This is a genomic window from Sphingomonas sp. A2-49 (assembly GCF_025548555.1).
Lineage (GTDB): Bacteria > Pseudomonadota > Alphaproteobacteria > Sphingomonadales > Sphingomonadaceae > Sphingomonas.
This window is the reverse complement of the sequence record NZ_JAJLPA010000001.1, coordinates 635,882-661,458: the sequence shown is the minus strand read 5'-3', so window position 1 is coordinate 661,458 and position 25,577 is coordinate 635,882. Positions and strand designations below refer to the sequence as shown.

Below are 25,577 nucleotides of genomic sequence, written 5' to 3'. Positions count from 1 at the left end.
TGCTATTGAGTAAGTAGGTAAGTCCAGATCGCACCAATGCCGACAACCACCGCAATGATGAACCAGCGGTTCACGGGGTCAGTCCAACTCTTCCGCAGCAAATAGGCGGTCGACCGGTTCTCGTGCCAGGCTCGGCTGTATTCGCGAATTCCGTCGAACCCGTCATCGCTCGCTGCACGGCGCTGCCAAGCGGCTTCGTTCTCCAACGCTCGCAGGCGATCAGCATGCGCATGGACCTGAGCGTCAATTGCAGGATCAGACATCGCCGTGAGCCTCGTTGATATCGGCAGCATATCTGATGTGCCTCCTTGTCGCGAGTGGAATTCGATCCTCTCCGCTGGCTCTGCTCTTCGGGCAGGGTGTGCGCGTCGGGCTGCAAGTTGAGAAGCTGCACCGCTTTGGAGCCTCGACGTACTCAGTGCTCAACGGAGGCAGGTACCAAAGATAGCAGTGCCGCTTCGGACGCGGGAGCGCCGGCACGGGCTTTTCTGGGTGGATACCGGAACGGCTGCTTTCGGAGCCAAGAGGGCGTAAGCGGACGCATGTGCCCTCTTGCGCGCACGCTCGACGATCGCGTTTGCCTCGAAGACGAAGAACTCTACGCCATGTGGCGCGGCATGAGAGGACCGGATCGACACTTCCACAACCCTCGGGGGATTGATCTGCCTTGGACCGTTCTGGCCCCCTCGCTTGCGGGTGCGCGCGGGCGCACTAGGACGTTTGCATGTCGACAACGACCACCACGCCCACGCCCTCCGCCGCCGTTCGATTAGCGCTTCACGATGTGCTGCGACTCTGGGAGCCTGCCGCCGGGCCTAAGGGCTTCGAGGGCCTGATCGCGCATGTCTTGGCGGAAACAACCGGCCTGACCTTCCGCCTAGCCCGCTCGGGGGCGCAGTTCGGGCGCGACGCGGCGACACCCAACGCGCCGTTCTCGATCGCCATGGAGGCCAAACGCTACAAGGAGAGCGTCCCCCTTCAGGAACTGGTGGGCAAGGCCGCGCTCGCGGCCGGGGTGCTGGCCGGCGGCATCGACCTCTGGGCGTTGGCGGCAACCGTAGAGGTCAGTGAGCCGACGCAGCGCCAGCTCGAGGAGATTCTCGACGGCCAGGGCATCACGCTCCTCACGCTCGACTGGACGGACACGGGCCTTCCGCCGCTGGCCGTGCTGCTCGCCGCCGTCAGGATCGAAGTGGTCGCTTGGGCAACTGGATTGCTCGACCCGCCCCAGCTCGCCGACCTTACCGCCGGGCTCGATGACATCGCCGGCGATCCGGACTTCGATGCCAGCCTCTCGAAACTGCAGGCCCAGCTTTCACCGGCTTTGCTCGGGCTCGACGCGTTCCGCAGCAAGAGCGGTGAATGGTGCGAGCGCAATTTCGCGAGCAGCAAGCTCGCGCAGCGGAACTTCTCACAGTTCCTGACGCCGCTCGAGACACCGGCGCTGATTGCGGACCGACCCACCATCCAGACCGCCATAGGAGCGGCGATCGCCACGGCAGCGGCTGACGTCGAGGGGGACTCACTGGTCGCGGTGCTCGGGGGAGACGGATCAGGCAAGACGTGGTCGGTCGCAAACTGGTGGCTGGCCGCGGCTCCAAGACCGATCCTCATGCTGTCCGTTGGCCGCATTGCGGATCAGCTGTCCGACACGGAGGAGGCGCTCGAGATGCTGGCGCGCCTCGCGGCGCATCAGGATTCGAGGAGGGATGCGCCGACCATCGCGCGCTGGCGCCGCCGACTGGAACGCTGGTCGCAGGGCGGGGATACCCGCGGCCGGTTCGTCGTCCTCGTCGATGGTCTGAACGAGACAAGCGGCAAGCCGTGGGCGGCGATCCTTCGGACGCTCATGCCGGCAGTGCACTCGCTTGGCGGCGTCGTCATCGCGACATGCCGTGAAGGTTACTGGAACCGGGATGTGGCAGATCGGCTGCCGGCCTATGTGACGGTGGTAGCGGTCCACATCCAGAACTACGACGACCATGAGTTCGCGGATGTGCTCGGCAAGAACGGGGTGGACCCCGCGGCGCTGCCGCCGCGCCTCAATCAGTTCATGCGCAACCCGCGCATCTGCGCCTTGGCGCTCAGACTGCTGCCGCAGCTGTCCGGCATCGAGGATCTCAGCATCGACAGGCTGTTGCTCGAGTACTGGCGTCACCGGCTCCGCGAACGCGACGACCTCGTCGGCCACAACGACGAGGACTTCCGCGACCTGCTGGTGCGTCATGCGCGGGAATACCGCGAGAGGCCCGGCACCGACTTCGACAGGAACGAGTGGCGCAGCCGCTCGGGTGCGTCCCAGCGGCAGGACGGCCGCGACCCTGCCCACGACCTGAGCGACATTGAGGAAGGTCAATTTTTCGACAGCTCGAGCCGGCGATACCAGTTCCGCGAAGAGACGCTCCACTTCGCGCTCGGCCTTCTCGTCGCCGACGAGCTCGGCGCCGCCGCTCGCGACGGCGTCGAGGATCTCGACGAGGCGCTGGACGGCATCATCGACCCGATCCGCGGTTTCGATACCGTCGGGGACATCCTGACGGCCGCGATCGCCGTCGCGACGCTCGACGCCAACTATCCGCGTCGCGGAATTGCCGCTCTGACCAGCGGATGGATGTCGCTGCAGAACCTGGGCGACGACGCCTTCGAGGATCTCGTGACCTACGTAGCGGCGCGTCCGGACCCCTTCATCGACGCTTGGGAAACCAGGCACGCCGAGCGCGACGATGGCCGCTTCCTTCAGCTACTTCTCCATGCCGCGAAGCGCGACAGCGTCGCCGAAGCGTTCAGGGCGCGCATGAACCGGTGGCTGGGCACCTGGTCGCGAAGGCTCCCCGACAACGGCGACGGATCCGGCCGCGCGAGGCGTCAAGAGGAGCATGACGCGCGGGTAGAGGCGCGACTGGCCCAGATGACCGAAACGAAGCGACGGTTCCTCGCCGAACGGTGCACCGAGCTCCCAGCGTCGGCAGGCCTGGCCTCGGCCGCGGCACTGTTCCTCTACGGACGCCCGCTGGCAGAGTTCGCGAGCGGCATCGTCGCGTTCGCCTTCGTCTATACGCTCGCTGGCAACACGCACTCGCCATACGAGGATCTTTCCTGGGTCGTGCGGCTGAACCGCGTCGATCCTGCAGAGGTCGCCGCGGCCGTGCGGTCCGAGATCGCCGAGCTCACGCGCGGCGAAACCTCCGAGCACGCGCTGGAGGCAGCGGCCTGCGCGCTTCGGCTGCTCGGCTCGCTCGACGCGGAGCAGGAGGCCCAGGCCCTCAGCCCGCGCGCCGACCGCGTCTTTTACCGGAACGACCGACCCGATCCGCTGGACCCCGCGACGGAGGCGCCGGAGGGCGTGGACGATCTGACCCAACGCATCGCGGGTCTGGACGCAAACCAGACCTGGAGCGGCATGTGGACCACGCCCGAGGATCACGACCTTGAGCGCAACCACGACCTGCTGATCCGGTTCGACCCGGCCGGCTTCAGGAATATCCTGGACACGCTCGCGCGTTCGATCGCGACGCGAACAGACATGCCGCTGCGTCAACTCGGCTGGCACATGCCGTGGCTTTCCCAGGTCATGAGCGAGGAGGCGGTCGCCGCAACACGGAAGCGGATCGCCGACATCGCGGAGAACCCCGCGCTCGTTCCGGACGGCGACGAGAACTTCGTCACAGGAATGTTGGTCGAGGGCGTCATGCCGACGCTGGACGCAGGACAGCAGCTCGATCTGCTGCAGTCGCTGCCCGCCCGCGCGCCCTACTACTTCCGCTACGCGGCGCTGGCGAAGCCGCTTTCCGGCGCGGAATCGGAGGCCCGTCTGGAACAGGTGATGGACGCTGATCCAAGGATACTGGAGCGCACGCTCCTCTTCCTGGCCTCTTCGACGACCGACGTAACAGACGAGTTGCGCGAGATGGTGGCCAGGTGCCTCGCCAGCGACGACGCCGAGGTCTCCGCCGCCGCAGCCGAGTTCGCGCGCAATCGCAACGATGCAGGCCTGGACGATGCCGTGATGGCGCTCGACGCGCCCCCACGCGAGGACAAGAGCTGGCGCGCGAGCGCAGTGCGAAGCGCGATCGCCAGCGCCATCGGCCGGCGCGCTCGCGTCGATCTGGTGGAGGAGGTGCCGGTCGAGCATCTCGACTGGGTCGCGGCAAGGCTGCCCGCAGCACGCGACCGGCTCGCGGACACCATCGAGACAGTCATCGACGACCTGGTGGAACCGCTTGACGTGGAAGAGCCGCGTGATGCCACCATCGTGCTCGAAGTGGGCGAGGATCCCGCCGAAACCCGCTTGAAACTAGTCGATCGAGGAGAGAAGAGGCCCGACGACCCGGTGGCGGCCATCGAGGCGCTCAACGAGGAGATGAGCGACGCCTCTGGTGCCAAGTTCGCCAATCGCCGGAAGCTGCTGAGCGACCAGGTCGACCGCTTCATGGCCAGCCTGATGAGCGAAGGCGCCATAGCCTTCGCGCGCCGTCCATATACCATCGGCCTTGCCGAACTCGCCAACGAGCAGAGCGAGCGATACGCTGGATGGCTTCGGACGATCCTCCGAACGGAGGATCACCGCGTCCTGCGGCAATTGCAGAACCTAGGCTTCGCGCTGGCTCAGAACTACGCCGAGATCGACCCGGATCTCGCGGCCAGAGTCCTCGGGCATCTGTGGTCGGTGGAGTCGCATCTCGTCGTGCAGGTCGGCGACGCGAAGCACGAGTTCCGTCACCTCGCGCTGTTCTCCGCGACCTCGTCGCCAGAGATCGACCGACTTAGACTCGATGCCTATCGCGGCGCCCTCGACGATAGGGCGATTGAACGCCTGACGCTCGCCGCCGTGGCGGCAGGTGCGAACGAGTGGCTCGACCGCTTCATCGACGAGCGTCTCGCGTCGGACACTGCTGCGGACCACGCGCTGGCAATCACCACGGCCTCGTTCCGTCCCGCCAACGCGCATTCCGACGAACTGCTCGGTCGCGAGTGGGGACGCGGGTTTCTCGGCGGAGCGGCGAGCGCCGCGCGTGCGAGATACGAACGTGCCGCGCATTCGGCGCACTGGTTCGCGCTCGCTTCGGCGGCCAACGACCCTCACGAGCGGTGGCGCTTCATGGAACTGGGTATCGCCTCCGCCGACCGCCGGCAGCTGCTCAGCCCATCGCCGCGCCGCGATCCCGAATTCAGACTCGTCGGCGGCGACATGCCGCAGCGGCTGGGCAAATCGGCCGAGAAGATGTCGGAGAACGCCGCAAAGACGTTCCTCGGCCAGCGCCGGCCGACTAGCCTCATCAACGAGGTCATGCGGTGACAGCTGGCCGTCGGTCAGCCGGCGCCTTGGGGTTCGGGACGCGGGGTGCCACCCGCAGCAGGCGTCGGCCCACCGGTCACCTCGCTGCGCGCGTGCAGGAATGCCTCGTGGAACGCGGTGCTGATCCGATCCGCCATGCGCCAGGCGTTGAAGAGCTCATCGTGGAGCGCTGACAGACCCGCCAGCATGGCATCGCGTCCTCCGTCGGTCTGGATCGCGAAATTGTGGCGTTCATAGAAGCCGTGGTTGAGCCGGTTGCGCGCACTGAGCGCGGAGGCGAACTGCTCCGTCACCGCCTCGTCGAAACTGAAACTGAGCCTCAGCTTCGCGAGCAGCTGGCCGAGTGTGCTCCGGTCGATGTCGTGCAGGACCTTCGCGGCGGCCTCGCCGTCCGGCGCCACGTGCCATCCTTGCTCGAGGCCCTGCACGCAGAGGAGCAGCGTGGCGAGTTCCGTCTCGAACAGCTGCGCAGCCTCGGCGGTCTCGCCGAACTTGGCATAGAGCTGCTCCCGCGTCGCCATGGTCAGGCCCTTACCGAATGGGCGATCACCCGACCGCCACCCGCCGTGTCACGCCTGCCACCAGGTGGCTGAGACGGGCACATTAGCGGCATGGAGCTCCGTCACCAGCTTGCGCTGCCAACCGTCCTGGTCATCGAAGGGCACGAAGACCACGCCGTCGTAGTCGGATGGACGCTCGACGCCCGGCGAGACCAGCGCGCACACGCGGTCGACCCCGAGCCGACCGATGAAGAAGCCCATCTCGAACAGGACGTTCTGCCTTGGACGCGGAACGGGCGCGCCCTGCTGCTCGCCTGCCGCGAGCATCTCGGGGCGGAGGTGGGCGAGATCGTCGCCGGTCATCAGCACTACTGCGAACGCCGCGCCACCGGATTCGTCCTGGAACTTGGTCAGGATCGAGCGGCCGCGGTTGGGGCGCTCGCTCAGGATCACCACGTCGACACCGACGCGGCGTTCAAGGAAGCGCGCGACCGAGTGCTTCGCCGCCTCGTCGCGCCCGTGCACCAGGAACACCTTGGCGGGCGTCACCTCGACGGCCGGCTGTGGCGCGGGCTCCGCATCAGGTTGCGCGTCAACAACGGGCGGTTCCACTGCCGCCAGACCGTGGTCGCGCAGGATCTCGGTCAGATTCCCGTCCTTCACCGCCCAATGCGTCCGGCTGAACTCGAAATCGTCGAGGTGCAGGTCCCACCGCATGTCGAGAATGGCCTGGGAGGTGAGCGGCTGCACCGTCTCGTCAAACTCGAAGATGACGCGGATCTCGGAGCCGCGCTGCTGGATGCGCCGGATGAACCCAACGCGGGGCGTTCCCTCGGCGCTCTGCTCATACATGAAGAGCGTCGGCAGCTTGGCCAGTTCCTCCAGGATGGGTCCGGTCAGCGCCCGCAAAGGTTCGCGGATGGCGTCGTCGGTGTGCTCGAGGACGCGCGTCCGGTCCCAGATATAGGCACCCTCTTCCCAGGCGTTGTCGCTGGCGGTCACCATCACGTTGAACATCCGCCTCACGCCTCCTGTTGGCTGGGTTGCGCGCCGAAGCTGCCCCACTGGTCAGCGACCGCCGGTGACGGCGGCTGGACTAGACCCCCTGTCACATTCTCATACAAGCCGAGTGTGCGAAGGACGTGTGCTCGAGCGATCTCGTCGGCTCGGCGACCGACCCGCAGCGCAGTCCGCGTCTCGTCCCACTGGCCGAATATCACCGCCAGGCCAGCCCCCCCGTCATCGTCGACCTCGTAGGCCTTCACGTCAAAACCGCCGGCACCGACCATGAAGCCGCGATCGGCGAGCTTCTTCAGACTGTCCTTCGCCTCGATTTCGCGGGCGACCTGAGCGACAGGCGACAATGATCCCGCCTGTGCAGCGACCTCGCTGCAGAAGTTCTGGAACAGCTCGATGGCGCGGGCGTCGTCGAGGTTGTCCAGCTCGCAGAAGCCGAAATCGATGTTCGGTCCAGCGCGCAGCAGCGCGACAAGCTGCCGGCCACCGGTTATCTGATCCAGCGCGACATACGGCTCGAAGGTCTCGGTGTCGGGGACGTCGTCGCCGAGGTCAGCTGCCGGCACGCCGAGCGCCGCCGCGAGCGAGGCAAGGGTATTCGGACCGGGGCGGTCGCCGCGCTCGACGCGCTGCACCGTGGCGACGCCGATACCCGCCACGGCCGCGAGATCCTCCTGCGTCATCGCGTGCTTCGCCCTGAGCGCTTTGATCTTGTCACTCATCTCCATCGTGCCGCAAGCAATCACAAGGTCACCTCCATGTCGATGGCAGTCTCACAGCCGGAGCACATCACACCACTTCAGGGAGGCATCAGGCACCCATCATGGGTCGGGGCGCGGCGAGAAGGACGGTCGAGATGGCGAAGGTGGCGTTCGGCAACAAGCAGGCTTCGGTGCTCTGCAGACTCGCCCCGGCGGACCGGCTGGATCTGATCGCAGACGGCCTGCCGATCATCCTGCAAAGCGCCGAGGGCTTCTGGGCCGCGGCGACCCAGCTCGGAGGCACCCGGGAGTCGCAGGTGCTGCAAGGTTTCTGCGAGGAAGAGGCCGCCAAAATCCTGATCCTCATTGACCTCGTGCGATGCCCGCCCTCTCGCGTCGCCCAGACCTGCGGACAGGTGATACGGACCTACTACAGCCATCTCGGCCGGCTGATCTACGCCGACGCGCAGGGATGGAAGCCGGTGAACGTGACTGAGCTGCGTTCCTATGTCGACAAGTGGCGGCGGGCGCACGGTCTCGAAGGCTATGCCGGCGAGATCATCATGCCGAACTGGAACCGCTACGCGCGCGAGAGTGCGATGTATGCCGACATCGAGATCCACGAGAACGGCGCCCCGATCTGGAACCAGCCACAGGTGTTCGGCAGAGGCGCCTTCACCGACGAACCGCTTGTCCTCCGGCTCGCACGCGCCCTCGACGCGATCGGGGTTCTCACCCGCGCCGGCCTGCAAGCCGTTTCCGAAACCTGGGCCGCGAGATCGTTCACCGGCATCGAGGGCTATGACGACAACCGGCAGCTGCTGCGGTCGCTCGTCGATCGCCTGCACGCCGAAGGTCTGGTGCGCAGCCACGCCACGCAGGACCTGATCCGTCCGATATGGAGCTACTGGCAACTGCCGATGTATGATCTGGACTTCAGGGAGCTGCAGGTGCCGTTGGAGGATCTAGAAGCGGAGCGGGAAGCCGAGCGATGGGCGGCATTCGGCCACGCTCCCGACCAATATTGAGGCGGGCGCTACCGCTCGGAATGGGAATGTTGGCGACAGCCCCTTCGCGACTAGCCCTCTGACAGTTCCGGCGAAACATCGACCCCGAACACCCGCCAGAACGCGACGAGCATCGGCTTGAGTGACGCCGGCGCGAGGTGATCGTCGGTAATCTGGCCGAGGAAGGCGGGATCCTGCCAAGCGGCGTCGGTCAGGTAGTCGTCACCCATGATCACCGCGAACCCCTTCACGTTGATGAGCGTCGCCATCACGACCCAGGGACCATCGATGCCATAGTTGTTCAGGCGGGTGATCGAACCGCGGACTGCACCGATGATGGCCTCTTCGACATAGCGGCGCCAGATCAAGTGGCGTCCGTTGGGGACTCCGCCGATGATCCAGGCATGGTCCACGTATCCACGACGATGATTGTAGGACCACGCGCGGGCGATCCGCGGGTCGTCCCCCGATCTGCGCATGGACCACATAGCCCTCGAGCCCGGCCGTCATGAAGATGCCGCCGGCGGAATTTGGCGGCAGGACCGCCGTCTCGCGGGTGAACGGGATGTCCCGCGCTTCTCGGAGGATCGACAGGGACGCCACCGTGACCACCATCGTCGGCGCGCGCTCGAGCGTGCACGGCAGGTCCCCCCTGTGACAGAGCGACCGCGCGATCGTGGAGCGCGCGAAGGCGCTGCGGCACCGAGCCACTGGCCTCGAAAGCCGCACGCAGTTCGGTCGTGTCCATCTCGGCTGTTCCGCGCGTGAAAGCGGCTGATCTTGCCATAGACTGCACGGTGCCGGGCCAGAAGGCTCGCCGGCACCCGCAGGACGAGCGCCGCACGACCGCTCGCCAAGGGCACCACGTGAATGTGGAAGGCCGGGAGCCGGGTATCGACGCAGTCGCGGACGCGTCCCTCCATCGCCAGGATCGCCTTGTCGAGGCCGTCGGTCGACACGCCGGGAAGCCCGGACGCAGCCCCGTTGCCATCCTCCTCCATGCCGATGACGATGTCGCCGCCGTCAGTGTTCGCGAAGGATGTCACGTCGGCAAGGAACTCGCGGACCTCGGACACCCCGCCGCCCGGCAGGTCGCGCTTGAAGTCCAGCCGCCGCCCCTCCGTCTGGCCGCGCCCGATCAGCTCCAGCAGGTCGGCCTCGACCATGTCGGCGAGCGCTCGCTCGATTTTGTTGTGCCCAGATTTTAGCTAGCAGGCCATGTAGCGCCGAACTCCCCGTCTTCCAATCGCGCCGAGGTCCAGCTATCATCTGCGCGGGCTCTTCAGGCAGGAACCCGCCGCCCGCCAGGAGCGAAGCTGCAAGCAGCGCTGCCGCATGACGACTTCTCTATGTCTCTCGAGCTCGGGAGGCGGTTGGCGGGCGACGCTTCGTTTCGGGCTGGAGATGAACATGCCGGAGAAGACCATTCGCCCGTCGACGATCGACGGCATCAAGAGCCTCGCCAAGTCGCTCAAGCGCGACAAGGGCATCAAGCACAATGAGGCACTCGACCTTGCTGCGCAGGCGGCCGGCTATAGCAACTTCACCAACGCGAACCGTGAAATCGGCGGACAGACGCGTCGCTACATCTGGATAACCGCGAGGTGGTTTGACCGAGCCAACAAGGCTCGAGGCCAGGAAACCCTGAAGGTCGCCTTCGTCAGGACCTACGGAGAGCTCGTCTCGCCCAGCCAAGCCGCGAACGACCGCTACCTCGGCAACGTGCGAGCCGAGGCGCCGGACCATCTCGTTATCCTCTCCATGTCCGAGGACCAGGAACTCGCCCGCCGGCGTGTATGCGAGGTGGCGCGGACGCTACAGTTCATCGAGGCGACCGGTCTCAAGCCCTCGGATTCGAGACGCACTTATCCCAAGGGCCGCTTCGACAACCGGGTACCGGACCAGGATCACACATCGGTCTGGTGGGATCCTGAAAATTGCCGCCACGTGCGCGCCGACGAGCCCTATGTCCGGGCCGAGGGCTCGATCAGTGGGGAAAGGTTAGCCTGGGCGGCACGTCACGGATGGGAAATCGTGAAGCCCGCTTGGGGGAGCATGTATTGGACGGACGGCGGCTGCTGGCTGTTCTTGATGGCGGACCGCTCGAAAGGCCCGTCGATCGCATCGTTCGCCGATGCACTTCAGCGCGCGCCGCGACCGGTAGCCGCGTCGCGGTGGACCGGCATCTCAGGCGAATACCACGCCCAAGTCGATACCCCAGGCACGCGAGCAGCGGCCGCCGCGAGGGCGGTCGCAGTCCCAAAGGTTCGTAAGCCCGCCCGCAAGCGCGCGTCGATCGCCTACACCATGTCGTTCGTTGGGCGTCGGCTGCGCCCGAATGCGCGGATGCCGGTGGAGGTGCACCAGGAGGTCGGCGGTTTGCTGAAGTCCGTCCTTGTCGCCGCCGAGCGGAGGGACGGCGCCCGAACGCGCGTGGACCGGATACGCAGTGAGCTCGATGAATGGGTGATGCGCGAGTATACGACCCAGGAGCTCGATCAGAAGACCTTCTCCGACCTCTACTACCACGAGCTTGACGGTGGGCCACAGCCGCCCATCGACAGGCAGGAGATGATCGGTAGGCTCGAACGTGCGAAGGCGATCCTCGCGCAACACTATCCGGACTGTCCGCCGCTCGACGCCGTGATCGGCCAGGCAGACAGAGCCATCGCGTCGCTGGCGAGCTGGCGCAACTGACGATCGAGGGGGCCGGCCTTGGTTTCTAAGGCCGGGCAGCCGCCGTTGCGCTTCCAAGCGAGCGATGTCATTTTGTCGACGGCTGATCCGGCCACGCCGTCCACAAAGGCGCAGCTCACGGGCAGGAGATCAAGTCGCCGACGAACCTCTTCCAGGTGCGCGCGGGCCTAGTGGACACGCCTTATCAAGCACCGCCGGAGTGGTTCAGATGCGTGTTCATTTCACAAGCACCGACATACCCAAGGCAGCCGCCAAGATCCTCGTGCGGGAGGCCGGCGGGATCAAGCTGTCATCCGCGCAGGAGGCCATCGCAAAGGCGACGGGCCACCGCGACTGGCACGAGCTGACGGCCTCTGCTGCCGAGAAGGTCGCGACCGCTCCGCCGGACCCGCCGACGGCAAAGGCCTTGGTCCTGTCGATCGCCGACCGGCTGGGCGTCGGCCACGGTGACGTCGAGTTCGCTCTGACGCGTTCGCGTCTGCTGGCGGACATGGAGCTCGAGGAAGCGCTGGCCCTGCGCACCATGATCTGGCGGGATCGCCTTTTCGGGCCGCCGGGTCGGGGCAGGCCCGGGACCGTCATCCGGGTGAAGGAGCCGGCCAGCGTGCGGCATGGGTATCTGCTCTCGCTCGGCCGACCGGCCCACATCCTATACGACACCGGCTTCGGCATATGCGCCGACTTCGAGGTCGTGACACCGCGCGTGCCGCTCGACGATTTCGCGCCGAGCCGCCTGTGGCTGCCCTACGGATACTGGACGGTGGGCGACGGGGCGATCATCACGTTCTCGCGCGACTACAAGCCGATGTGGCGCACGGCGGACGGCGTCTCGACGAGGGTCGATCCGTGGGTCCGCATTCCTCACATCCGCCAGGAAGCGCATTTCTCGACCATGGCGGGGACGATAACTTGGTCGCGTGGGCCCGCGCGTGAACTCGCGCTCGAACACCTGATGAAGCACAGGATCGTCGGGCTTCCGAGGCTGCTGGACGCGATGGAGCATGCGCTCGATCCCACAGTGGAATCGGTCGGGCAGGCCGTAGCTCGCATGCGCCGGGCAAGCGAGGTGCTCGCGGCGTAGCGAATGCTGTGGAGGCGACGGGCGCGAGGCGTCCGTCGCCCTGCGTCAAACGCGACCGCTTGGTAGAGCCCGTCGGTGTCGTGATGGCTTCAGTCTGCTAGGTCATGACCGGGCGCTAGCACGAAACAGTTCGATCAGCTTGGTCCGGGCATGCCACAAAAGGAGGGCACACCCTGTGTCCGCGATCGTTACGGTTCCCGACTGGCGAGCTCGGCCAGCCTCGCGCTTACGCTGGTCCAAGCCCCCTCGATCATCAGGCTGTCGAACATCTCCGCCGGTGCAACCTCCAGTTCGGCGTAGAATTCGCCCCGCGGGTCCTCCATGTCGTATTGCTCGCGCAGATCGACGATGAAGCGGTTGTGGTAGTTGGCCAGCCAGACGAGCTTCCGCCGCGCCTTCTGATCCTCGGTCGTCAGGTTATCGACGATCAGTTGGCGATGGCGCTGTAGGAACTCGAATTGGCCAACCACTCCCGCGTCGAACTCTCCCGGACCGGCAGCTCGGAGATAGTCGACGAAATGGGATCCATCGTCGGCGACGGCTATAAACTCCAGCGCCAGGCGTGCCTCGTCGGCATCGACCTCACCGTCGTTCCACAGTGACTCGTCTGAGAGATACGCCTCCAGAGCCGCGTCATCGATCATGATCCGCGGATAGACCGCTTCCTCGGATTCGATCTTGAACGCGCGTACCATCCCGTTACCGAAGATCGGGCCTCTGCCATCCAGCCCGATATGCACCGGCCCGATAGTCATGCCGCCCCGGATGAGGATCCCCCTGTTCACGCACTCGATCATCGCGTGCATCAGATCGATCAGCTCAAGGACGAAGGCTCCATCGGGCGACTGCGTGTCGACGGTGCGCACGCGCACAACGGCGTCTGACACTGATTCCGAGAAGGACTGCGAATACAGTCGATGTTCGTCCATTCGCCGTGGCGGCTCGTCTTCGTCACTGTCGCCCGCCGTGAATGTCCGCAGCGCGTTGACGATGCCCACGATCTCGGCGGCATCTCTCGTGTTGAGGAGGTTCCTGTAGCCGAGGATGTCGATGAAAGTGACGACGCATCGCTCGAACCCGCGTTCGTAGTCGCTTCGCCGTTGTGATCGTTGCGCGTCTGTCATGCTCGATCAATGACGCACACAGCGTCGCCACACCAGTCTTGTCAGTCCACTTCGGCGAAAGTCGCCGGTTGATGCGTCATCAGAAATCGCGCGGCTTGATCTTGATGCCCTGCGTCGGTTGCCCCGGCACGACACCCAAACTTAACCGGAGATCCGGAACGTAGATGTCGCGCGGGTTCCTGCCGAGCGGGCGTTGGGCCGGATCCGAAGCACTGCAATCGCTAATTGACGATGCTGACGGAATTTGATCCAGATATTCCAAATGCAGTCCGGCTCCGAAATAGGCAACAGACCTATGTGCGGCGTAGTTCCGCTTTGTTGAAAACCCCGATCTATCGGTCAAATAGATGCGGATCAGCGCGGAAGTTCGACTCAGCGCTCTAAAATGGCCCGGCAATTAGACTCGATCTTAGCCGTTTCGAGGTGCTGGTTGCGACACTATAGCAAAGGGCTGATCACATGAACGAGCGGCAGGTAGCGGGCAGCGAGAAGAGGCTGTGGAATGTCCGTGTCTGGGTCTTTGGCGGCTGCCGCGCGATCGCGGCAGCTAACGACCAGAACCTGCCGTTCCGCGGCAGAGTTCCGAACGTCTACTTACGCCACAAGCGGTCATTCGCGTACCACTCAGCCGCTTGACGGCAGTACAGCTCAGGTTCGGCGTTAGCACCTTCCTGTCAGGATCGGTGAAGATTTCCATGCTGGTCGAGAACTTGCATCAACACACGATTGGCATGGCTGAAATTGTCGAGTTGATTGCGCAGCTGGTAGGCCCATTTAGCTCCGTGGAAGAGGTTGTTCCTGAGCCGCCAGACGATCATCAGAAGCGCAAGCATCTGGTCACGGGGGGTGTCGCTCGTCCCCGCGATCACGGCCTGCACGATTTGCGGACTATCGCCGGGACGAAGGTTCAGGTGCGGAAAGTGGCCGGTCAGCTTGCCATCAGCGAAATAGCGATGGCGAAAATAGGCGAGCTCACCGGTGAACGGGCCGATATTCAACACGCCGACATTGACCCAGCTGTCTACCATGTCACGGATCGTGTTGGCCTTCGCAAAGCCGCCTTGTAGTTGCGCCTCAAACAGGCTCCACAAAAAGGAGAAGTCATAGATTGCGCGGCGGTCGGGGCCGGGAAGGTCTTGGAAGCCCGGTGCGCGTCGGGCGAGCCATGCTTCGCTTTCGGTTAATGTGCCTTCCGCCATCGTTGAACCTAGTTCCCCAGCTTCTTCCTGTGCCACCATCGACCCCGACTTCAAGTATGACTCGCGTCGACGATGGGCTTGTATGCTTCCATCTGCCATGGACCCTGATATCCGGCAATGAAGCCGTCCGACGGTACGTTGAGGCCGGCGACGACCGCGACCTGCCCCATGCAGCGACTGAGGTGACCGCGTAACTGTTCGAGCGCGTCGAAATAGATTTGTCGATCCTCGTGCGGCCGATAAAATTCGGCAGCGGGGCTAGGCGTGGCCATACCGGCACTCCCCAGACTCTGCTCAAAGGTCAGGAACTGCCTGACGGCCGTGAGCATCAGTTCGATCACGTGGCTCAAGATACCGCTTTGCTCGCCAGCCAACGCAATCCTGCGTTCGAGAAGGATCGAGCGAATTTCCTGAAGCGAGCGCAAAGCGTCATCAATACAATTGTCGCAGCATTCCCAGGCATTGAGGACCCGCCGGTCGCCGAGGCGGATGACCAGCTCATTCGCGATCCGACGCTCCAGCGGGCTGGGATCGGCTAGGACCGTGATGAAAGGCAGCTTGAACTCTGTTGCGGCATTCGAAGCCGGCGGTGAGCGCATAGCTCGAGCCACGACATCGGACACGTCGAACTGGAAATTGATCGTACCGGTTCTCATCGCAACTGTAGCTACAGGCATCGCCTCACGGCAGCAAGAAAAGCGCCGCCTCCCCCGCACGAGGTGGCCTCGCTCAATCGAATGTGGCACGTGCGAAATATGAAGAAGCAGCAGTCCATTGCCATCCTGCAGCGCCAACGTACCGCCTCCGAACAGCTGATATCTGTGAGCTCGTCCGGTCCAGAGTTCACGAAATGGCATCGCGACACTGAGATCGCAATCGAACGGATCTTCGGGCCGCAGAGCCGGAATCTGGAGGACTTTAAGGCGGTGCGCTACTCGCTTGGCGCATTCAGTACCTCGACGCCAGAGTCTGAGTTCAGGGCAGCGTATCTGCGAGGCCTGAAAAACGCGGCCGCAGTGCTCGACTCCATGATCCTCGAGATCGAGGAGTACAGCCTGGATGACGATAAGGCAGAAAGCGAACCGGACCAGCTTAGTCTGATCGAGAAGCTGTGCCTGCGCTTCCACAGCGCCGCGCGACAGCTTCAGCAGCGTTACAGTGATCGAAACACGCTTACGATTAACGATGAATATGACGTCCAGGATTTCTTACATTCGATCCTGCGGCTCCATTTCGACGATATCCGGGCCGAGGAATGGACGCCAAGTTATGCGGGCGGATCGTCGCGCGTCGATTTCCTGCTGAAGGCCGAACAGATCGTCATCGAAGTGAAGAAGACCCGGGTTTCGATGAAGGCAAAGGATCTCGGTGAGCAGCTTATCATAGACCGGGGGCGCTATGAGAGCCATCCCGACTGTAAGACGCTGGTGTGCTTCGTGTACGATCCCGAAGGCCGGATCGGGAATCCGGTCGGGATCGAGCGCGATCTTGAAAAGCACAGCGGAGCGCTACGGGTACGCGTGATTATCGCTCCGAAAAGCTAGCCAGTCGCACACGGTATGTTGCGAGGCTAGCGCCTATTTGTCGGGGTGATCGTTCTCGCCAGGACGGCCTGCGCGCATGCTCTCTACCCAATCGAGGATGCCATCGAACACCTCGTCCTTGACCCGGATCCAGCCATGCGTCCGCACGCGGGCAATGAGCTTCTCTAGTTTGTGGACAAACGCGTCGCGGGACGCGAAGCGATGGGTGAAGGCATGGAAGGAGTTATAATCCATCACTATGCCACCTCCGGAAAGGCCCGCCATTTTGGCGCATGCCGCAGCGTAGGCGGTGCCTTCGTCGTCGAAGAGCTCCTTGACGACAGCGAGGCCGATGACGCGCCGATTGCTGAGGTCGACATCGATATCCTGACCGGCAACTACCAGCTTCGCGACGCCTTCACGTTCGAGGTAGCGGGCGGCGCCGTTGATCTGCCGTATCGCCGCGTCGATCTGGCTGTGAGTTGCTAGTCGCTTGCGCTGGAGCGTGCGGGTTATCCCGGCTTCCGTCGTCGGGCTGTCCTTTGCCTGGACGAGGATGGCCAACTCTTCGGTTAGGACGAGGTGATCGAGGATTTCCTTGTGATTATCCTTCCGCCTAGGGTTCATCATGATCTGGCCGGGCTCGAAGGCCCGTGACAGGCATGCCGAAATGTCCCGCTCCTGATGCTAGCCGGGGTCTGTTCTCGTCAGGGTGTCGTGGCGGAAACCGGCGCCGCCCTGATAACCGTTCATCTCCCGCGTTACATCGAGGACGAAGAGGTCGCTCGGCGAAAGCGATTCTTTGAATATGGCCTGGATCGCACGCTCGTCATCCTCGGTCGTGCGAGCACCAAACCAGTCGTTCAGCACGGTGTGGATGCACTTTACCGTTTCGGGATGGTAGCCGAGCAAGTAGATGTCGTCGTCGCCGACGAGGCAGCTTCCATTATCCTTCAAAGCCGTACGGAAGCTCATCCACTCGTAATTGTGTTCGTCGAAGAAATAGACGCTGACTTCATCATATTTCAGGATCTCGATGATGTCTTGCGAGAAGGCATCATCGCCGAACAACGGGGTACGAATGGTGAGGGGCTCGTCGTCGTCATCGAAGAACGCGGTGATGAGCGAGGTGGTTGTGCATGAGGACGATGGCAGCGCTGGCAGGTAGAAGGCGAACAGCCCGTGCATCTGGGCCGCAAGGATCGCCTCTTTCTGCGTTTTCACGACGAGGGAAAGCTGCTCGTCGTCGCCAAGACGAACAGGCATCAGCCCACCCGCGAATTGGGCAATCTGCGCCTTCACTTCGGGGTAAAGGACGGTTAGGCGCATAAACCCGCCATCAATAAGTCGCGATTAGTTCGCCGATGACATCCACGAACGGCTCTGCATGCTGTCCCGACAGGCTACGAGCGAAATGGCGTGCGGCGACAATCGCCTGCTCGCGAAGAGGCTCGTGACGCGCGAGCCGAAGAAGGTCGCGCGCCAAAAATTGCAGGCGCTCAGGAATGTTGGCAATCAATGTCGCCCGCCAGATCGCGATCTCGAACAGCACCATGGCTTCGTCATCGCCCGCACGCGGGCCAAGCGCAGACGCGGCGGCATCAATCCTGTCAGCCTGATCGACCCAGCCATTGACTGCGGCGAGCGCGGCAAAGGTGAGGAGGTGGAAGCGCGCACTTTCCAGTTCTTCGCCGGGAAGAGATAGATCCCAATCCTTGGCACGCTCATGCGCAATGTCAGCCAGATTCTTTGGCAAGGGCGTATCGGCGCTGGCCTGACGCAGCAAATGCCAGCCGGCGAGAGCCTCGCGGCTCGCGGGCTCGGCAGCAAGCAACACTGTAAGCAAACCCTCGACCTTGTCGCGGAATGTCGTGCCGGCATTGGGATAGACTGCATCAAACACGTCGCCGAGCTCAGCGTTAAGCCGACTGGGCATCGCGTTATCCGGCGATAATGACCCACGGATGATGTCCATGCGGGGACGCTCACCATCGTCGTTGGTTTCGACCACCAGTTGGCGAAGCTTGGCCTCCGCCCATTGCTGATGCGAAGCTTGTTTCTGAAACTGGATCAACGCGGGTGCTGCAATATGCGCCCGCAAGCGGTCGACCGCCATCTGCTTGGGGTTGGCAGCATCGTGGGTGAACAGGTCTAGTTGCTCGACCAGGATACGCGGTGAGATAAGCCGGTTGCTCGCGATCATATCGAGAACCTTATCGATAATCACACGGCCTGAGACGAGGGCCTCGGACAGCGCACTGGCGTGTGACCAACAGGCGGCGAGCTGCTGTCGCGCGGTCAGCGTGGCCCAGTCCGGGTGGGCATAGGCTTCGGTCGCTGTGAACCGCGCCAAGGCAATGTAAAGGTCCCACAGGGGAGTGGCCTCGTCAGAAAGCGCGCGGTCGATCCAGCCGCGCACTCTGGCCGATATTAAGTCGCTCATGTCACAGGCAGCCAGCGCATCGGCAAGAAAGAGCTGCGTCCAGGGCGGTGAGGTTTCACCTTCGACCTCATCGAGGAAGCGGGCGATGCCGGGCTGGTCGAGCGACGCGAGGGCAGTAGCGATCGATGCTGGTGGGGTAATGGGGAGGCCGCCGAGCCTGCGCACAGCCACGACCAGTCCGCGCTCGTCGATCAGCGTCTGCGCTGCCTGCTCAAAATCGTCGTCCAAGCGAAGGTGACGGGTGAGCTTGCCGATCGCATCGGGTTCAAGATCGGCCAACGCAAAGGCGCGCTTCTCGCGAACACCTGTGTCAAGATCGGCGTACCATTGCTGCATCGCCTCATGCGATTTTGCGAGGCTCGCCCGCACGCGCATGTAGGTCGGGTTCGTCGAGGCAAGCGACGCATTGAACGCGCCCAAGTCCTTGTCCGACATGTCCATGACGCCGGCCCGCTCTTGAAGCGCTTCCTTTCGAACAGTGGCGTCATCGCTGGCGACGCGACGCGGCCAGGCGTCGAGACGCATCTTTCTCCGACCGACCGTCAGCTTCAGATGGGGATCGCCGTCGCTCTCGATCCACGCCAAAGTCGCCGCTTCGCCGCACATCGTCTTCAGTTTCTTGACATGACCGACAGCGGCATTGACGACGGCGTCCCAGAATTCCAGTTCATCGAAATCAAGACCGTCGATCGTGATCTGCCCGTGATCGGGAAGATTGAATGCTTCGCGCATACCGGGGCGCTGAAGCAGTGACACACGAAGTGGCAGCGGCATGGCATTCAGCACCCGCCCTGACAGGGCAAGCCACAGGCGATCTTCCATCAGTGCGTCGTCGGTCCGCGTAAGATGGCTTTCGATCATCTCTTCAAGGCCGCCGCGAATTTCGGGGCGAACGCGCAGCGCATTCGCGAGCACATGCCGCCAGAACCAGTCGAAATAGGCGCGCTGACGCTGGTCAGACCTCTTGCCTGAGAATATCTGGATGGCGACGAGCGCCAAACCGCCCAGATGGATGCCGAGCAGGCTGTCCGATCTAGGATCCCCGGCCGCCAGAACCTGTACGGGGAAGAGGCTCATTTCCAGCGTATCGACGATCCAGGCCGATGCGACTTCGGCATCATCAACGGTCCAGCTGTCATCGTTCCAGATGGCTGCGAGGGCCTGGCTTATGGCATGTCCGGAATCGAGCAAGAACGGAACTTCGCCCTTGATACCTTGTTCGACTGCGGTCGGCTCGGGCCATTGCAGGCGCCGGCGATGGATGAGGGCCTCGCCGATGTACCGGCGAATGATGGCCAGGTCTTCGGTCTCTCGAAGCTCGCCATTTTGCACCGCGGGTCGCATGAAGCGGGCGATCTCATCGCCCCGCAGCGGCATGAAGAGCCAGCGCGCGGCGCGCAGGCGCTGGCGAAAACCGTCACGCTGACTCTCTGTCAGCCGCCCATATAGAAAAAGTGCGTCGAGAATTTCGACGGTCGTCGCGGTCCGGAAATCCCTATTGTTGATCGATGAGGTATAGCGGTCGTCGACCCATGCGATCCCTCCGTCCGTCGCCAGCGACTGGAGGAGTTGCATGAAGCTCCGCCCCGTATGCTCCGGCTGCTGAACATCGCTGACCGGAACGCTCTTATAGGTGCCTTCTTCAAGGCCGACGCGGATCTTGCCGATAAGGGCCGAGAGACTTTCCACGGTCGCCAGGCGCCGATCGGCATCAGCGATCGTTGCGCGGATCTCAGCGATGTCGCCCGCCTCGATGCCGACCTGAAACTGAGCGCACAAGGGGCCGAGGAGATTGGCCTCTTCCAATGTTACGGCGATGCCGTGGTCGAGCGTGACGACCGCGCCATTCGGAGGGGTTGCACCAACGGCAGCAGCGTCGAGGGTCGTTCCCAACGCATCGCGCGCTTTCGTCTCGAGCCGCTTTCCGAGCGGCTTCGCTATGACGTCGAACAGGCGATGGAAGGACAAGGTGGAATTTGGCTCCGCGCCATCGCCTTCCCAAAGCACGTGAAAGGTGTTGATCGCGGATAGCTGCGCCTGATCGTGAAGCTCGCCATCACCGAGGCGCGCCAGAACCGCGCGCATTGCGTCGATGCGCTCAGGCTGGGTAACCTCGCTGTCCGATCGTAGCGCCAGCAAGCCAGGAACGGCTTCGGGCGCAATCCAAAGCGGCGCGAAGGCGCGCTCGGCGAGTTCCAGGATCCCGAGCCCGTGCGCTGTCAGTAGAGCCGTGATATCCACCAGAAGCCGGACATCCGTGCGAGCATCCGGCCATGGGTCTTCCTCCAAACGCCGACCGTAGCGGGTCGACAGAATCGCCCGGCGTTCCGTGGGTTCGGGGGCCTTCAGGAGCGGGCCAAGATAGGTAGAGGCCAACGCTTCCTGTCGGAAGCTTGCCAAAACATAGACCGGCGCGTGCCCGTTGGCGTAAAGCTCGAAGGTGCGCTCGACCTGCTCGCGGCGCTCTTGCATCATCGTTACGATGTCGTCGATCGAGATGAGCGTGACGCCGCCGCGCCCTTGCGCACCCAATTGTTGGAGGCGGCCCGTGAGCACACGCTGTTCGGCCGCCATTTTCAGCTTAAGCGCCAGATCGAAGGCCGCCGTTACATATTCGTCGGGGGCATCGGCAGAGATTTGCCGGGTGATGCGCATCGCCGCGTCGGGATGAGACTGCAGGATCGCGCGCGCCAAGGCGATATGCCCTGGTGATGGCTTCGTCAGGGCTTCGGCATGTTGTTCGTACAGCGCCAGAGCTTCCGGCGCCGCCCCAATCGCCAGTTGGAGCTGGATCGAGCGCCACAGATCGTCGGGCCGCTTCGTTGATTGGGCGATCAACAAGCTGACATCGCGTGCGCCGACCAACTCACCTGCGGCCGCGAGACTGTTTGCGCGCAGTCTTTCGAGTTCAACGGGGAGCGTTCCGCCCGGGAAGGCGTCCAGATGCTCAAGCGTCGATAACACCTGCGAAGGCTGCCCATTTCGATAATAGGCATGCGCGGCCGCGGCCAGGGCCTCGGCGGTGCCGATCTGTTCGAGGAGATAGGGCGCCGCCTTCACCGCGCTTTTATGCCAGCCAGCTTCGATCAGCATTTGTGTGGCAGCCAAGATGACGCGTGGATCGCCGCTGCCGGCGAGCTGCTCGTCCAGGACCGCGGCGATAGCGACGCGACGCGGCTTTTTCCGGCGGGTGTCCATGGCGCGGCGAAGTCGGAGCCAGGGATGCGCGTCGAGCGCGCTCTCGCCTAGTGGGCGATGTGTCTCCATGTCGATAACGGCGAGCCAATAATCCCGCACCTCCACATGGCCAGCAGTTGCCAGTGTGTCTGAACGCGTCTGAAGGATCTGACGCGCGTGCGCGAAGTCGCGATCCGCGTTTGCGAGCGCCACTCGGATAAACAGCGTCTCAAAATCATCGGGATCAGAGGCGAGCGCTGCATCACATTGTGCGATGGCGGCTTTTCTGTCGAGCGGGAGGGCGCGGGAAAGTGCCCACGCAATGAGCGGTGCGGGTAGCGTTCCATCCGCTTGCAACTGGGCGAGCCGCTGCGTCGTGTCGGCGTGACGCCAGGGCATGCAGGCCAGGACACCGAAGTGCCACATGACCATAGAACGGTGCGCGGCCAAAGCAGGATCGGCGATCAACGCACTGAGAAGAGATTCCGCCCTTTCCAAGTCCGTCCGGGCCGCATCCGACAGCCGGACCAAAGGCTGGTCGATCGGCGGTGGCCATTCACCCACCGCGGTCTCAACCGATGGCGCTAGGGCGCGGTGAAAATGGCAGATGGCGAGCGCCTGCTGACAAGCACGCGTTTCGGGTTCGCGGGCAAGAGCTCGCTCTGCCAGAGCGACGGCCGCTTCGCGATCGTTCGCGGCCAGCTTTGCCAAAGCGGCGAGACGAAGGGTCTCGGCCCGAGCGTCATTCCCGTCGATATAGGCTGCTAACTCATCGTAAGCTGTCTGTGGTTGACACTGACGAAGCAGCGCCACCGCCCGCACTTCTGCCAACTCTGCCATATCCTCGGCCGAAACGCCGTCCAGCAGCGGCTGTGGGCCAAGTTCTTCAAGCGTTAAAATTGCTCGCAACCTGATCGACTCTCCTTCGAGCGCGTCGGCTTGATCGAGCAGCTGTCGTACCCGGGTGAAGTTTTCCGAGGGGATGAGCAGGCCAGCCAAGAGCCGCAGCTTCTCGGCTTTGACGCTCGCACTCAGGGCGTCGGCGGCTTCAGAGCGCAGCGCACTTTCAAGTTCCGCGATAACGCGAGGCGTTTCTCCCCGCCTTGCGCGGCGCTTGAGCTCCGCGATCTCACCGGTCTCAGCCTGATTGAGCCGGGTCACATAATGTTGGAGGCTGACTGCGCTCAGGTCCCAACCGCGCTCGAGAGCCTGCTGCAAGCCGGTGAGTGGCCCTGTGGGCTTGCCGAATATTCGCTCATACCAGTCTTGGCCAAGATAGGTTCGAACTGCGACATTCGCACCGGGCAGCCGATCATAGATTTCGGACGAGTCCCACACCGAAAATTGGATGCCAAGGGCTGCAAACTTCTGGGTTTGGGCGATGATCTCGTCAGTCGCCTGACGGCTCTTGATGGCGCAGCCAACGAATAGGATGAAATGACGAACGTCATTTTCTCGCCAGTGACGGTCCCAATGTTCGATGAACTTGTCAGCGGCTGCACGGATGTCGCTTTGCCCGAACCGCCGTTCGGCTTTGGATTGACCCACTTCGAGATAAGGTGCCGGGTCGTGTCGATGAAATGCTATATGATCAGCACCGAACTGCTCTTGTCCATCGGGACCGTAGAGGTTCGTGCTGAGGATGTCGGGCTGGGCTGCATGCAGTGCGCGCGCAAATTGCTCGAACCGCCGTGAGCCGAGCTCCCAAAACGCATGTTCATCCTGCGGATTTTGCGAGAGCCTGGGATAACTTGGTTGCTGAGCGACCGAAGACTTTTTCATCGCCATAGACAGTATCTGGCCGCAATTATAAGTGCCAGCGCCGAGCGCAACGAATTACCAGTTTCGGCACAACCGGACGTTCTCGCGGGCGGCGGCGAACGGTAGCTTTGTCCCACTCACGGTCGTTCCGCGTGGCCTCAACGGCGGATCAAACTGAGCATTAGACGTCGAAGAATCGACGTCCGGTTTCGGGACGATGCCTGAATGCCCTGATCGTCCGCAACTGGGTCTACACGCTCGATAAGTGAGTAGACCGTTACCTGCGCCTGCTACGGATCGGCATTCAGTTGGCTTGGCCGACGCCCGCCCCATTCGGCGAGTTGCTGATCCTGCCTAAGTCTAAGCCGGCGCCAGGCCAGCCCATCAAATATCGCGTCACTGTCAGCAGTGATCTCGACGGGCAGCGCTGCTCCGGCCTCGCTCGCGAACCTAGCGGCTAATGCTTCATCGCTGAGCCAGGCGTCGTCCCACCACGCGACGATCGCGGACCGCGCGGCGGCCAGAGCGTTCGCACTTGGCAAAAGGCCTCGCTTCTCCCGCTGATTGACCATTCTGTGTGAGGGCATGAGGTTCCAGAGGTCACCGCAGGCCCAAGCCGACCAAGGCAGGCAATGATCGATATCGAGCGTGGTATCTGACAGGGGCCGGTCCGACCAAACGCAATGCAGGCGTTCCCCGCGGCGGAGCCTGTCGACTGCAATATCGCGCGCCACGGACACATCACGTCGAGGCTCTATCCATGCAAGGGCAGCCTCCAGTTCGCCTAGGATCGCGCTTCTGCCTTGCCGTTCCATGTAGCCGCGCATGAGGCGCGCCCATTCAGCCGCCAACACCGGCTCGATCCAGACGCCAAGCCGTTGCATCGTCCGCCAGACATGTCCGGGAACGGCCAGTCTGCCGAACGCGCCCAAAGCGTCAGGTCCCAGCGCAATTGCCGAACCACGTGACGAGCGAGCCGTTGCGGCAGTAAAGACGCGCTGCTCCGAGTTCGGGTAGCGGATGAAGTTCGCGGGCATGGTGGCAATCGTGCGCGATGCGTCAGCGATCGCGCCAGCCACGGCCTCGGCGCGCTCACCGGAGAAGGTGGCGCCCACTCGTAGGTCCAAGGGCGCTATCCCATCGGCAAGAAGAGTCCGGAAGCCTTCTTTCGCGAAGCCGAGCCCGTCCGGACCGGCGTTGCCGGGCATCTGAGGCAAACCGCGACGAACGAGCGGCAGATACATGCGCACCCAGTTCAGCGCTACGGCACCAAGCGGCACTTCGACGCTATCGTCAGTGGGGTGCGGCACGCCAAAGCTTGGTGTCAGGTCCGCGATCTTCGCGATCGCCCGCAGCAAACCGAGCTTGTAGGTTGAGGACTTGTCATCGTTCAGGACGATGCCCCGCAGCAACGGCAGCGCTCCTGTTCCGTCGTCGGGCAAGGTCATCGCGAGGGTGGTCCATGCTACGCCAGGTCGTCCCAGCGCATCTGACGCCGGGGCGATGCGGGCAATCGCCAAACCATGGTTCCGAGCAAGCGCCTCGATCTCTCCTGCCGTCACATCGTACATGGGCCGGTCGGGTGGCGCCGGCCCATGGCGCAATGTGACGATCAACAGCCCGCCCGGTTTGAGTAGCGTGGCGAGCTTACGGAACGCGCGCTGTCTCTCATGAGGCGCGACGTGCTGCCACACGCCCGATAGCAGGATCAGGTCAAAAGAAAGGGCAAGGGCGTGAGTGGCGTTCAGCGCGGGCAGCCGATCATCCAGCCACCGGATGCGATCGTTGCGGTTCAACTTGCGAGCTTCCGTCCGCATGCCGGCCGCAGGTTCAACAGCGACCACGTCGTAACCAAGTGTGGCCAGCCAAGCGGCATCGCGTCCCGATCCCGCGCCGACATCAAGCGCTAGGGAATCGGCGCCGGGCCGGATGAGGTCCGAGAAGGTAGACCGGTAGGCTACCTGGTCGACGCGTTCATACTCGGCCGCGAGGCTGGGAGCCTGCGCATCGTAGGCTGCCACAGGGTCGTGAAGTGCAGGATCGTTCATCGC

18 protein-coding genes are annotated in these 25,577 nt (G+C 63.5%); 5 read left to right on the top strand and 13 right to left on the bottom strand.

Annotated elements, in window-relative coordinates; translation table 11 throughout:
- Positions 1 to 2: 2 nt before the first annotated feature.
- Entirely contained in the window at positions 3 to 263 is a 261-nt protein-coding gene (locus tag LPN01_RS03150) for a hypothetical protein (protein ID WP_262826882.1), read from the bottom strand.
- Between the two features lie 461 nt (positions 264 to 724).
- Between LPN01_RS03150 and LPN01_RS03145 the strand changes: the two genes are divergently transcribed.
- Positions 725 to 5,296, top strand: coding sequence for a hypothetical protein (locus LPN01_RS03145; RefSeq protein WP_262826881.1), 4,572 nt, complete (start codon positions 725 to 727; stop codon positions 5,294 to 5,296).
- Positions 5,297 to 5,310: 14 nt separating this feature from the next.
- Here LPN01_RS03145 and LPN01_RS03140 read toward each other — a convergent pair whose 3' ends face one another.
- The 3 genes from LPN01_RS03140 to LPN01_RS03130 are packed head-to-tail and all read right to left on the bottom strand — an operon-like array spanning position 5,311 to position 7,535.
- Positions 5,311 to 5,817: a hypothetical protein gene (locus LPN01_RS03140; protein WP_262826880.1), complete on the bottom strand. Its 507-nt coding sequence runs from the start codon at positions 5,815 to 5,817 to the stop codon at positions 5,311 to 5,313.
- Between the two features lie 48 nt (positions 5,818 to 5,865).
- A complete protein-coding gene (locus LPN01_RS03135; RefSeq protein WP_262826879.1) occupies positions 5,866 to 6,813 on the bottom strand; it encodes a nucleotide-binding protein in 948 nt (315 codons plus the stop codon).
- Between the two features lie 5 nt (positions 6,814 to 6,818).
- Positions 6,819 to 7,535 carry a helix-turn-helix domain-containing protein gene (locus LPN01_RS03130; RefSeq protein WP_262826878.1) on the bottom strand — a complete coding sequence of 239 codons (717 nt, stop codon included), beginning with the start codon at positions 7,533 to 7,535 and terminating at the stop codon, positions 6,819 to 6,821.
- Between the two features lie 134 nt (positions 7,536 to 7,669).
- Between LPN01_RS03130 and LPN01_RS03125 the strand changes: the two genes are divergently transcribed.
- Positions 7,670 to 8,542: a hypothetical protein gene (locus LPN01_RS03125; RefSeq protein ID WP_262826877.1), complete on the top strand. Its 873-nt coding sequence runs from the start codon at positions 7,670 to 7,672 to the stop codon at positions 8,540 to 8,542.
- A gap of 50 nt (positions 8,543 to 8,592) precedes the next feature.
- Here the strand turns inward: LPN01_RS03125 and LPN01_RS03120 are convergent, their stop codons facing one another.
- Both LPN01_RS03120 and LPN01_RS19105 read right to left on the bottom strand, forming a co-directional pair.
- Positions 8,593 to 8,934, bottom strand: a complete 342-nt coding sequence (locus LPN01_RS03120) for a hypothetical protein (RefSeq protein WP_262826876.1) — start codon at positions 8,932 to 8,934, stop codon at positions 8,593 to 8,595.
- Positions 8,935 to 9,027: 93 nt separating this feature from the next.
- Positions 9,028 to 9,687: a helix-turn-helix domain-containing protein gene (locus tag LPN01_RS19105; protein ID WP_410482779.1), complete on the bottom strand. Its 660-nt coding sequence runs from the start codon at positions 9,685 to 9,687 to the stop codon at positions 9,028 to 9,030.
- Positions 9,688 to 9,931: 244 nt separating this feature from the next.
- Here LPN01_RS19105 and LPN01_RS03110 point away from each other — a divergent pair, with 244 nt between their 5' ends.
- Positions 9,932 to 11,218: a DUF5623 domain-containing protein gene (locus LPN01_RS03110; protein WP_262826874.1), complete on the top strand. Its 1,287-nt coding sequence runs from the start codon at positions 9,932 to 9,934 to the stop codon at positions 11,216 to 11,218.
- A 208-nt stretch (positions 11,219 to 11,426) separates the two neighbouring features.
- The gene (locus tag LPN01_RS03105) at positions 11,427 to 12,299 is read left to right on the top strand and encodes a hypothetical protein (RefSeq protein WP_262826873.1); all 873 of its coding nucleotides are present in this window, start codon (positions 11,427 to 11,429) and stop codon (positions 12,297 to 12,299) included.
- A 188-nt stretch (positions 12,300 to 12,487) separates the two neighbouring features.
- Here the strand turns inward: LPN01_RS03105 and LPN01_RS03100 are convergent, their stop codons facing one another.
- The 3 genes from LPN01_RS03100 to LPN01_RS03090 all read right to left on the bottom strand — a co-directional run bounded on the left by LPN01_RS03100 (position 12,488) and on the right by LPN01_RS03090 (position 15,278).
- The gene (locus tag LPN01_RS03100; RefSeq protein ID WP_262826872.1) at positions 12,488 to 13,423 is read right to left on the bottom strand and encodes a hypothetical protein; all 936 of its coding nucleotides are present in this window, start codon (positions 13,421 to 13,423) and stop codon (positions 12,488 to 12,490) included.
- Between the two features lie 674 nt (positions 13,424 to 14,097).
- Positions 14,098 to 14,661 carry a hypothetical protein gene (locus LPN01_RS03095; protein ID WP_262826871.1) on the bottom strand — a complete coding sequence of 188 codons (564 nt, stop codon included), beginning with the start codon at positions 14,659 to 14,661 and terminating at the stop codon, positions 14,098 to 14,100.
- 11 nt (positions 14,662 to 14,672) lie between these two features.
- Entirely contained in the window at positions 14,673 to 15,278 is a 606-nt protein-coding gene (locus LPN01_RS03090; protein WP_262826870.1) for a hypothetical protein, read from the bottom strand.
- A gap of 99 nt (positions 15,279 to 15,377) precedes the next feature.
- Here LPN01_RS03090 and LPN01_RS03085 point away from each other — a divergent pair, with 99 nt between their 5' ends.
- The gene (locus LPN01_RS03085; RefSeq protein ID WP_262826869.1) at positions 15,378 to 16,166 is read left to right on the top strand and encodes a hypothetical protein; all 789 of its coding nucleotides are present in this window, start codon (positions 15,378 to 15,380) and stop codon (positions 16,164 to 16,166) included.
- 33 nt (positions 16,167 to 16,199) lie between these two features.
- On the opposite strand, the gene LPN01_RS03080 is transcribed toward LPN01_RS03085, so the two are convergent.
- The 4 genes from LPN01_RS03080 to LPN01_RS03065 form a co-directional block, all read right to left on the bottom strand.
- Positions 16,200 to 16,775 carry a hypothetical protein gene (locus LPN01_RS03080; RefSeq protein ID WP_262826868.1) on the bottom strand — a complete coding sequence of 192 codons (576 nt, stop codon included), beginning with the start codon at positions 16,773 to 16,775 and terminating at the stop codon, positions 16,200 to 16,202.
- 57 nt (positions 16,776 to 16,832) lie between these two features.
- Positions 16,833 to 17,474, bottom strand: coding sequence for a hypothetical protein (locus LPN01_RS03075; RefSeq protein WP_262826867.1), 642 nt, complete (start codon positions 17,472 to 17,474; stop codon positions 16,833 to 16,835).
- 10 nt (positions 17,475 to 17,484) lie between these two features.
- Complete coding sequence (locus LPN01_RS03070; protein WP_262826866.1) at positions 17,485 to 23,553, bottom strand: hypothetical protein; 6,069 nt, start codon at positions 23,551 to 23,553, stop codon at positions 17,485 to 17,487.
- A 263-nt stretch (positions 23,554 to 23,816) separates the two neighbouring features.
- The gene (locus LPN01_RS03065; RefSeq protein ID WP_262826865.1) at positions 23,817 to 25,574 is read right to left on the bottom strand and encodes a class I SAM-dependent methyltransferase; all 1,758 of its coding nucleotides are present in this window, start codon (positions 25,572 to 25,574) and stop codon (positions 23,817 to 23,819) included.
- Positions 25,575 to 25,577: the final 3 nt, after the last annotated feature.

Excerpts from the sequence above, each read along its gene's own strand:
- LPN01_RS03150 (WP_262826882.1), bottom strand. The coding sequence starts at position 263 with ATGTCTGATCCTGCAATTGACGCTCAGGTCCATGCGCATGCTGATCGC.
- LPN01_RS03130 (WP_262826878.1), bottom strand. The coding sequence starts at position 7,535 with ATGAGTGACAAGATCAAAGCGCTCAGGGCGAAGCACGCGATGACGCAG.
- LPN01_RS03095 (WP_262826871.1), bottom strand. The coding sequence starts at position 14,661 with ATGGTGGCACAGGAAGAAGCTGGGGAACTAGGTTCAACGATGGCGGAA.
- LPN01_RS03125 (WP_262826877.1), top strand. The coding sequence starts at position 7,670 with ATGGCGAAGGTGGCGTTCGGCAACAAGCAGGCTTCGGTGCTCTGCAGA.
- LPN01_RS03090 (WP_262826870.1), bottom strand. The coding sequence starts at position 15,278 with ATGAGAACCGGTACGATCAATTTCCAGTTCGACGTGTCCGATGTCGTG.
- LPN01_RS03100 (WP_262826872.1), bottom strand. The coding sequence starts at position 13,423 with ATGACAGACGCGCAACGATCACAACGGCGAAGCGACTACGAACGCGGG.
- LPN01_RS19105 (WP_410482779.1), bottom strand. The coding sequence starts at position 9,687 with ATGGTCGAGGCCGACCTGCTGGAGCTGATCGGGCGCGGCCAGACGGAG.
- LPN01_RS03080 (WP_262826868.1), bottom strand. The coding sequence starts at position 16,775 with ATGATGAACCCTAGGCGGAAGGATAATCACAAGGAAATCCTCGATCAC.
- LPN01_RS03105 (WP_262826873.1), top strand. The coding sequence starts at position 11,427 with ATGCGTGTTCATTTCACAAGCACCGACATACCCAAGGCAGCCGCCAAG.
- LPN01_RS03085 (WP_262826869.1), top strand. The coding sequence starts at position 15,378 with ATGAAGAAGCAGCAGTCCATTGCCATCCTGCAGCGCCAACGTACCGCC.
- LPN01_RS03075 (WP_262826867.1), bottom strand. The coding sequence starts at position 17,474 with ATGCGCCTAACCGTCCTTTACCCCGAAGTGAAGGCGCAGATTGCCCAA.
- LPN01_RS03070 (WP_262826866.1), bottom strand. The coding sequence starts at position 23,553 with ATGGCGATGAAAAAGTCTTCGGTCGCTCAGCAACCAAGTTATCCCAGG.
- LPN01_RS03145 (WP_262826881.1), top strand. The coding sequence starts at position 725 with ATGTCGACAACGACCACCACGCCCACGCCCTCCGCCGCCGTTCGATTA.
- LPN01_RS03135 (WP_262826879.1), bottom strand. The coding sequence starts at position 6,813 with ATGTTCAACGTGATGGTGACCGCCAGCGACAACGCCTGGGAAGAGGGT.
- LPN01_RS03140 (WP_262826880.1), bottom strand. The coding sequence starts at position 5,817 with ATGGCGACGCGGGAGCAGCTCTATGCCAAGTTCGGCGAGACCGCCGAG.
- LPN01_RS03065 (WP_262826865.1), bottom strand. The coding sequence starts at position 25,574 with ATGAACGATCCTGCACTTCACGACCCTGTGGCAGCCTACGATGCGCAG.
- LPN01_RS03110 (WP_262826874.1), top strand. The coding sequence starts at position 9,932 with ATGCCGGAGAAGACCATTCGCCCGTCGACGATCGACGGCATCAAGAGC.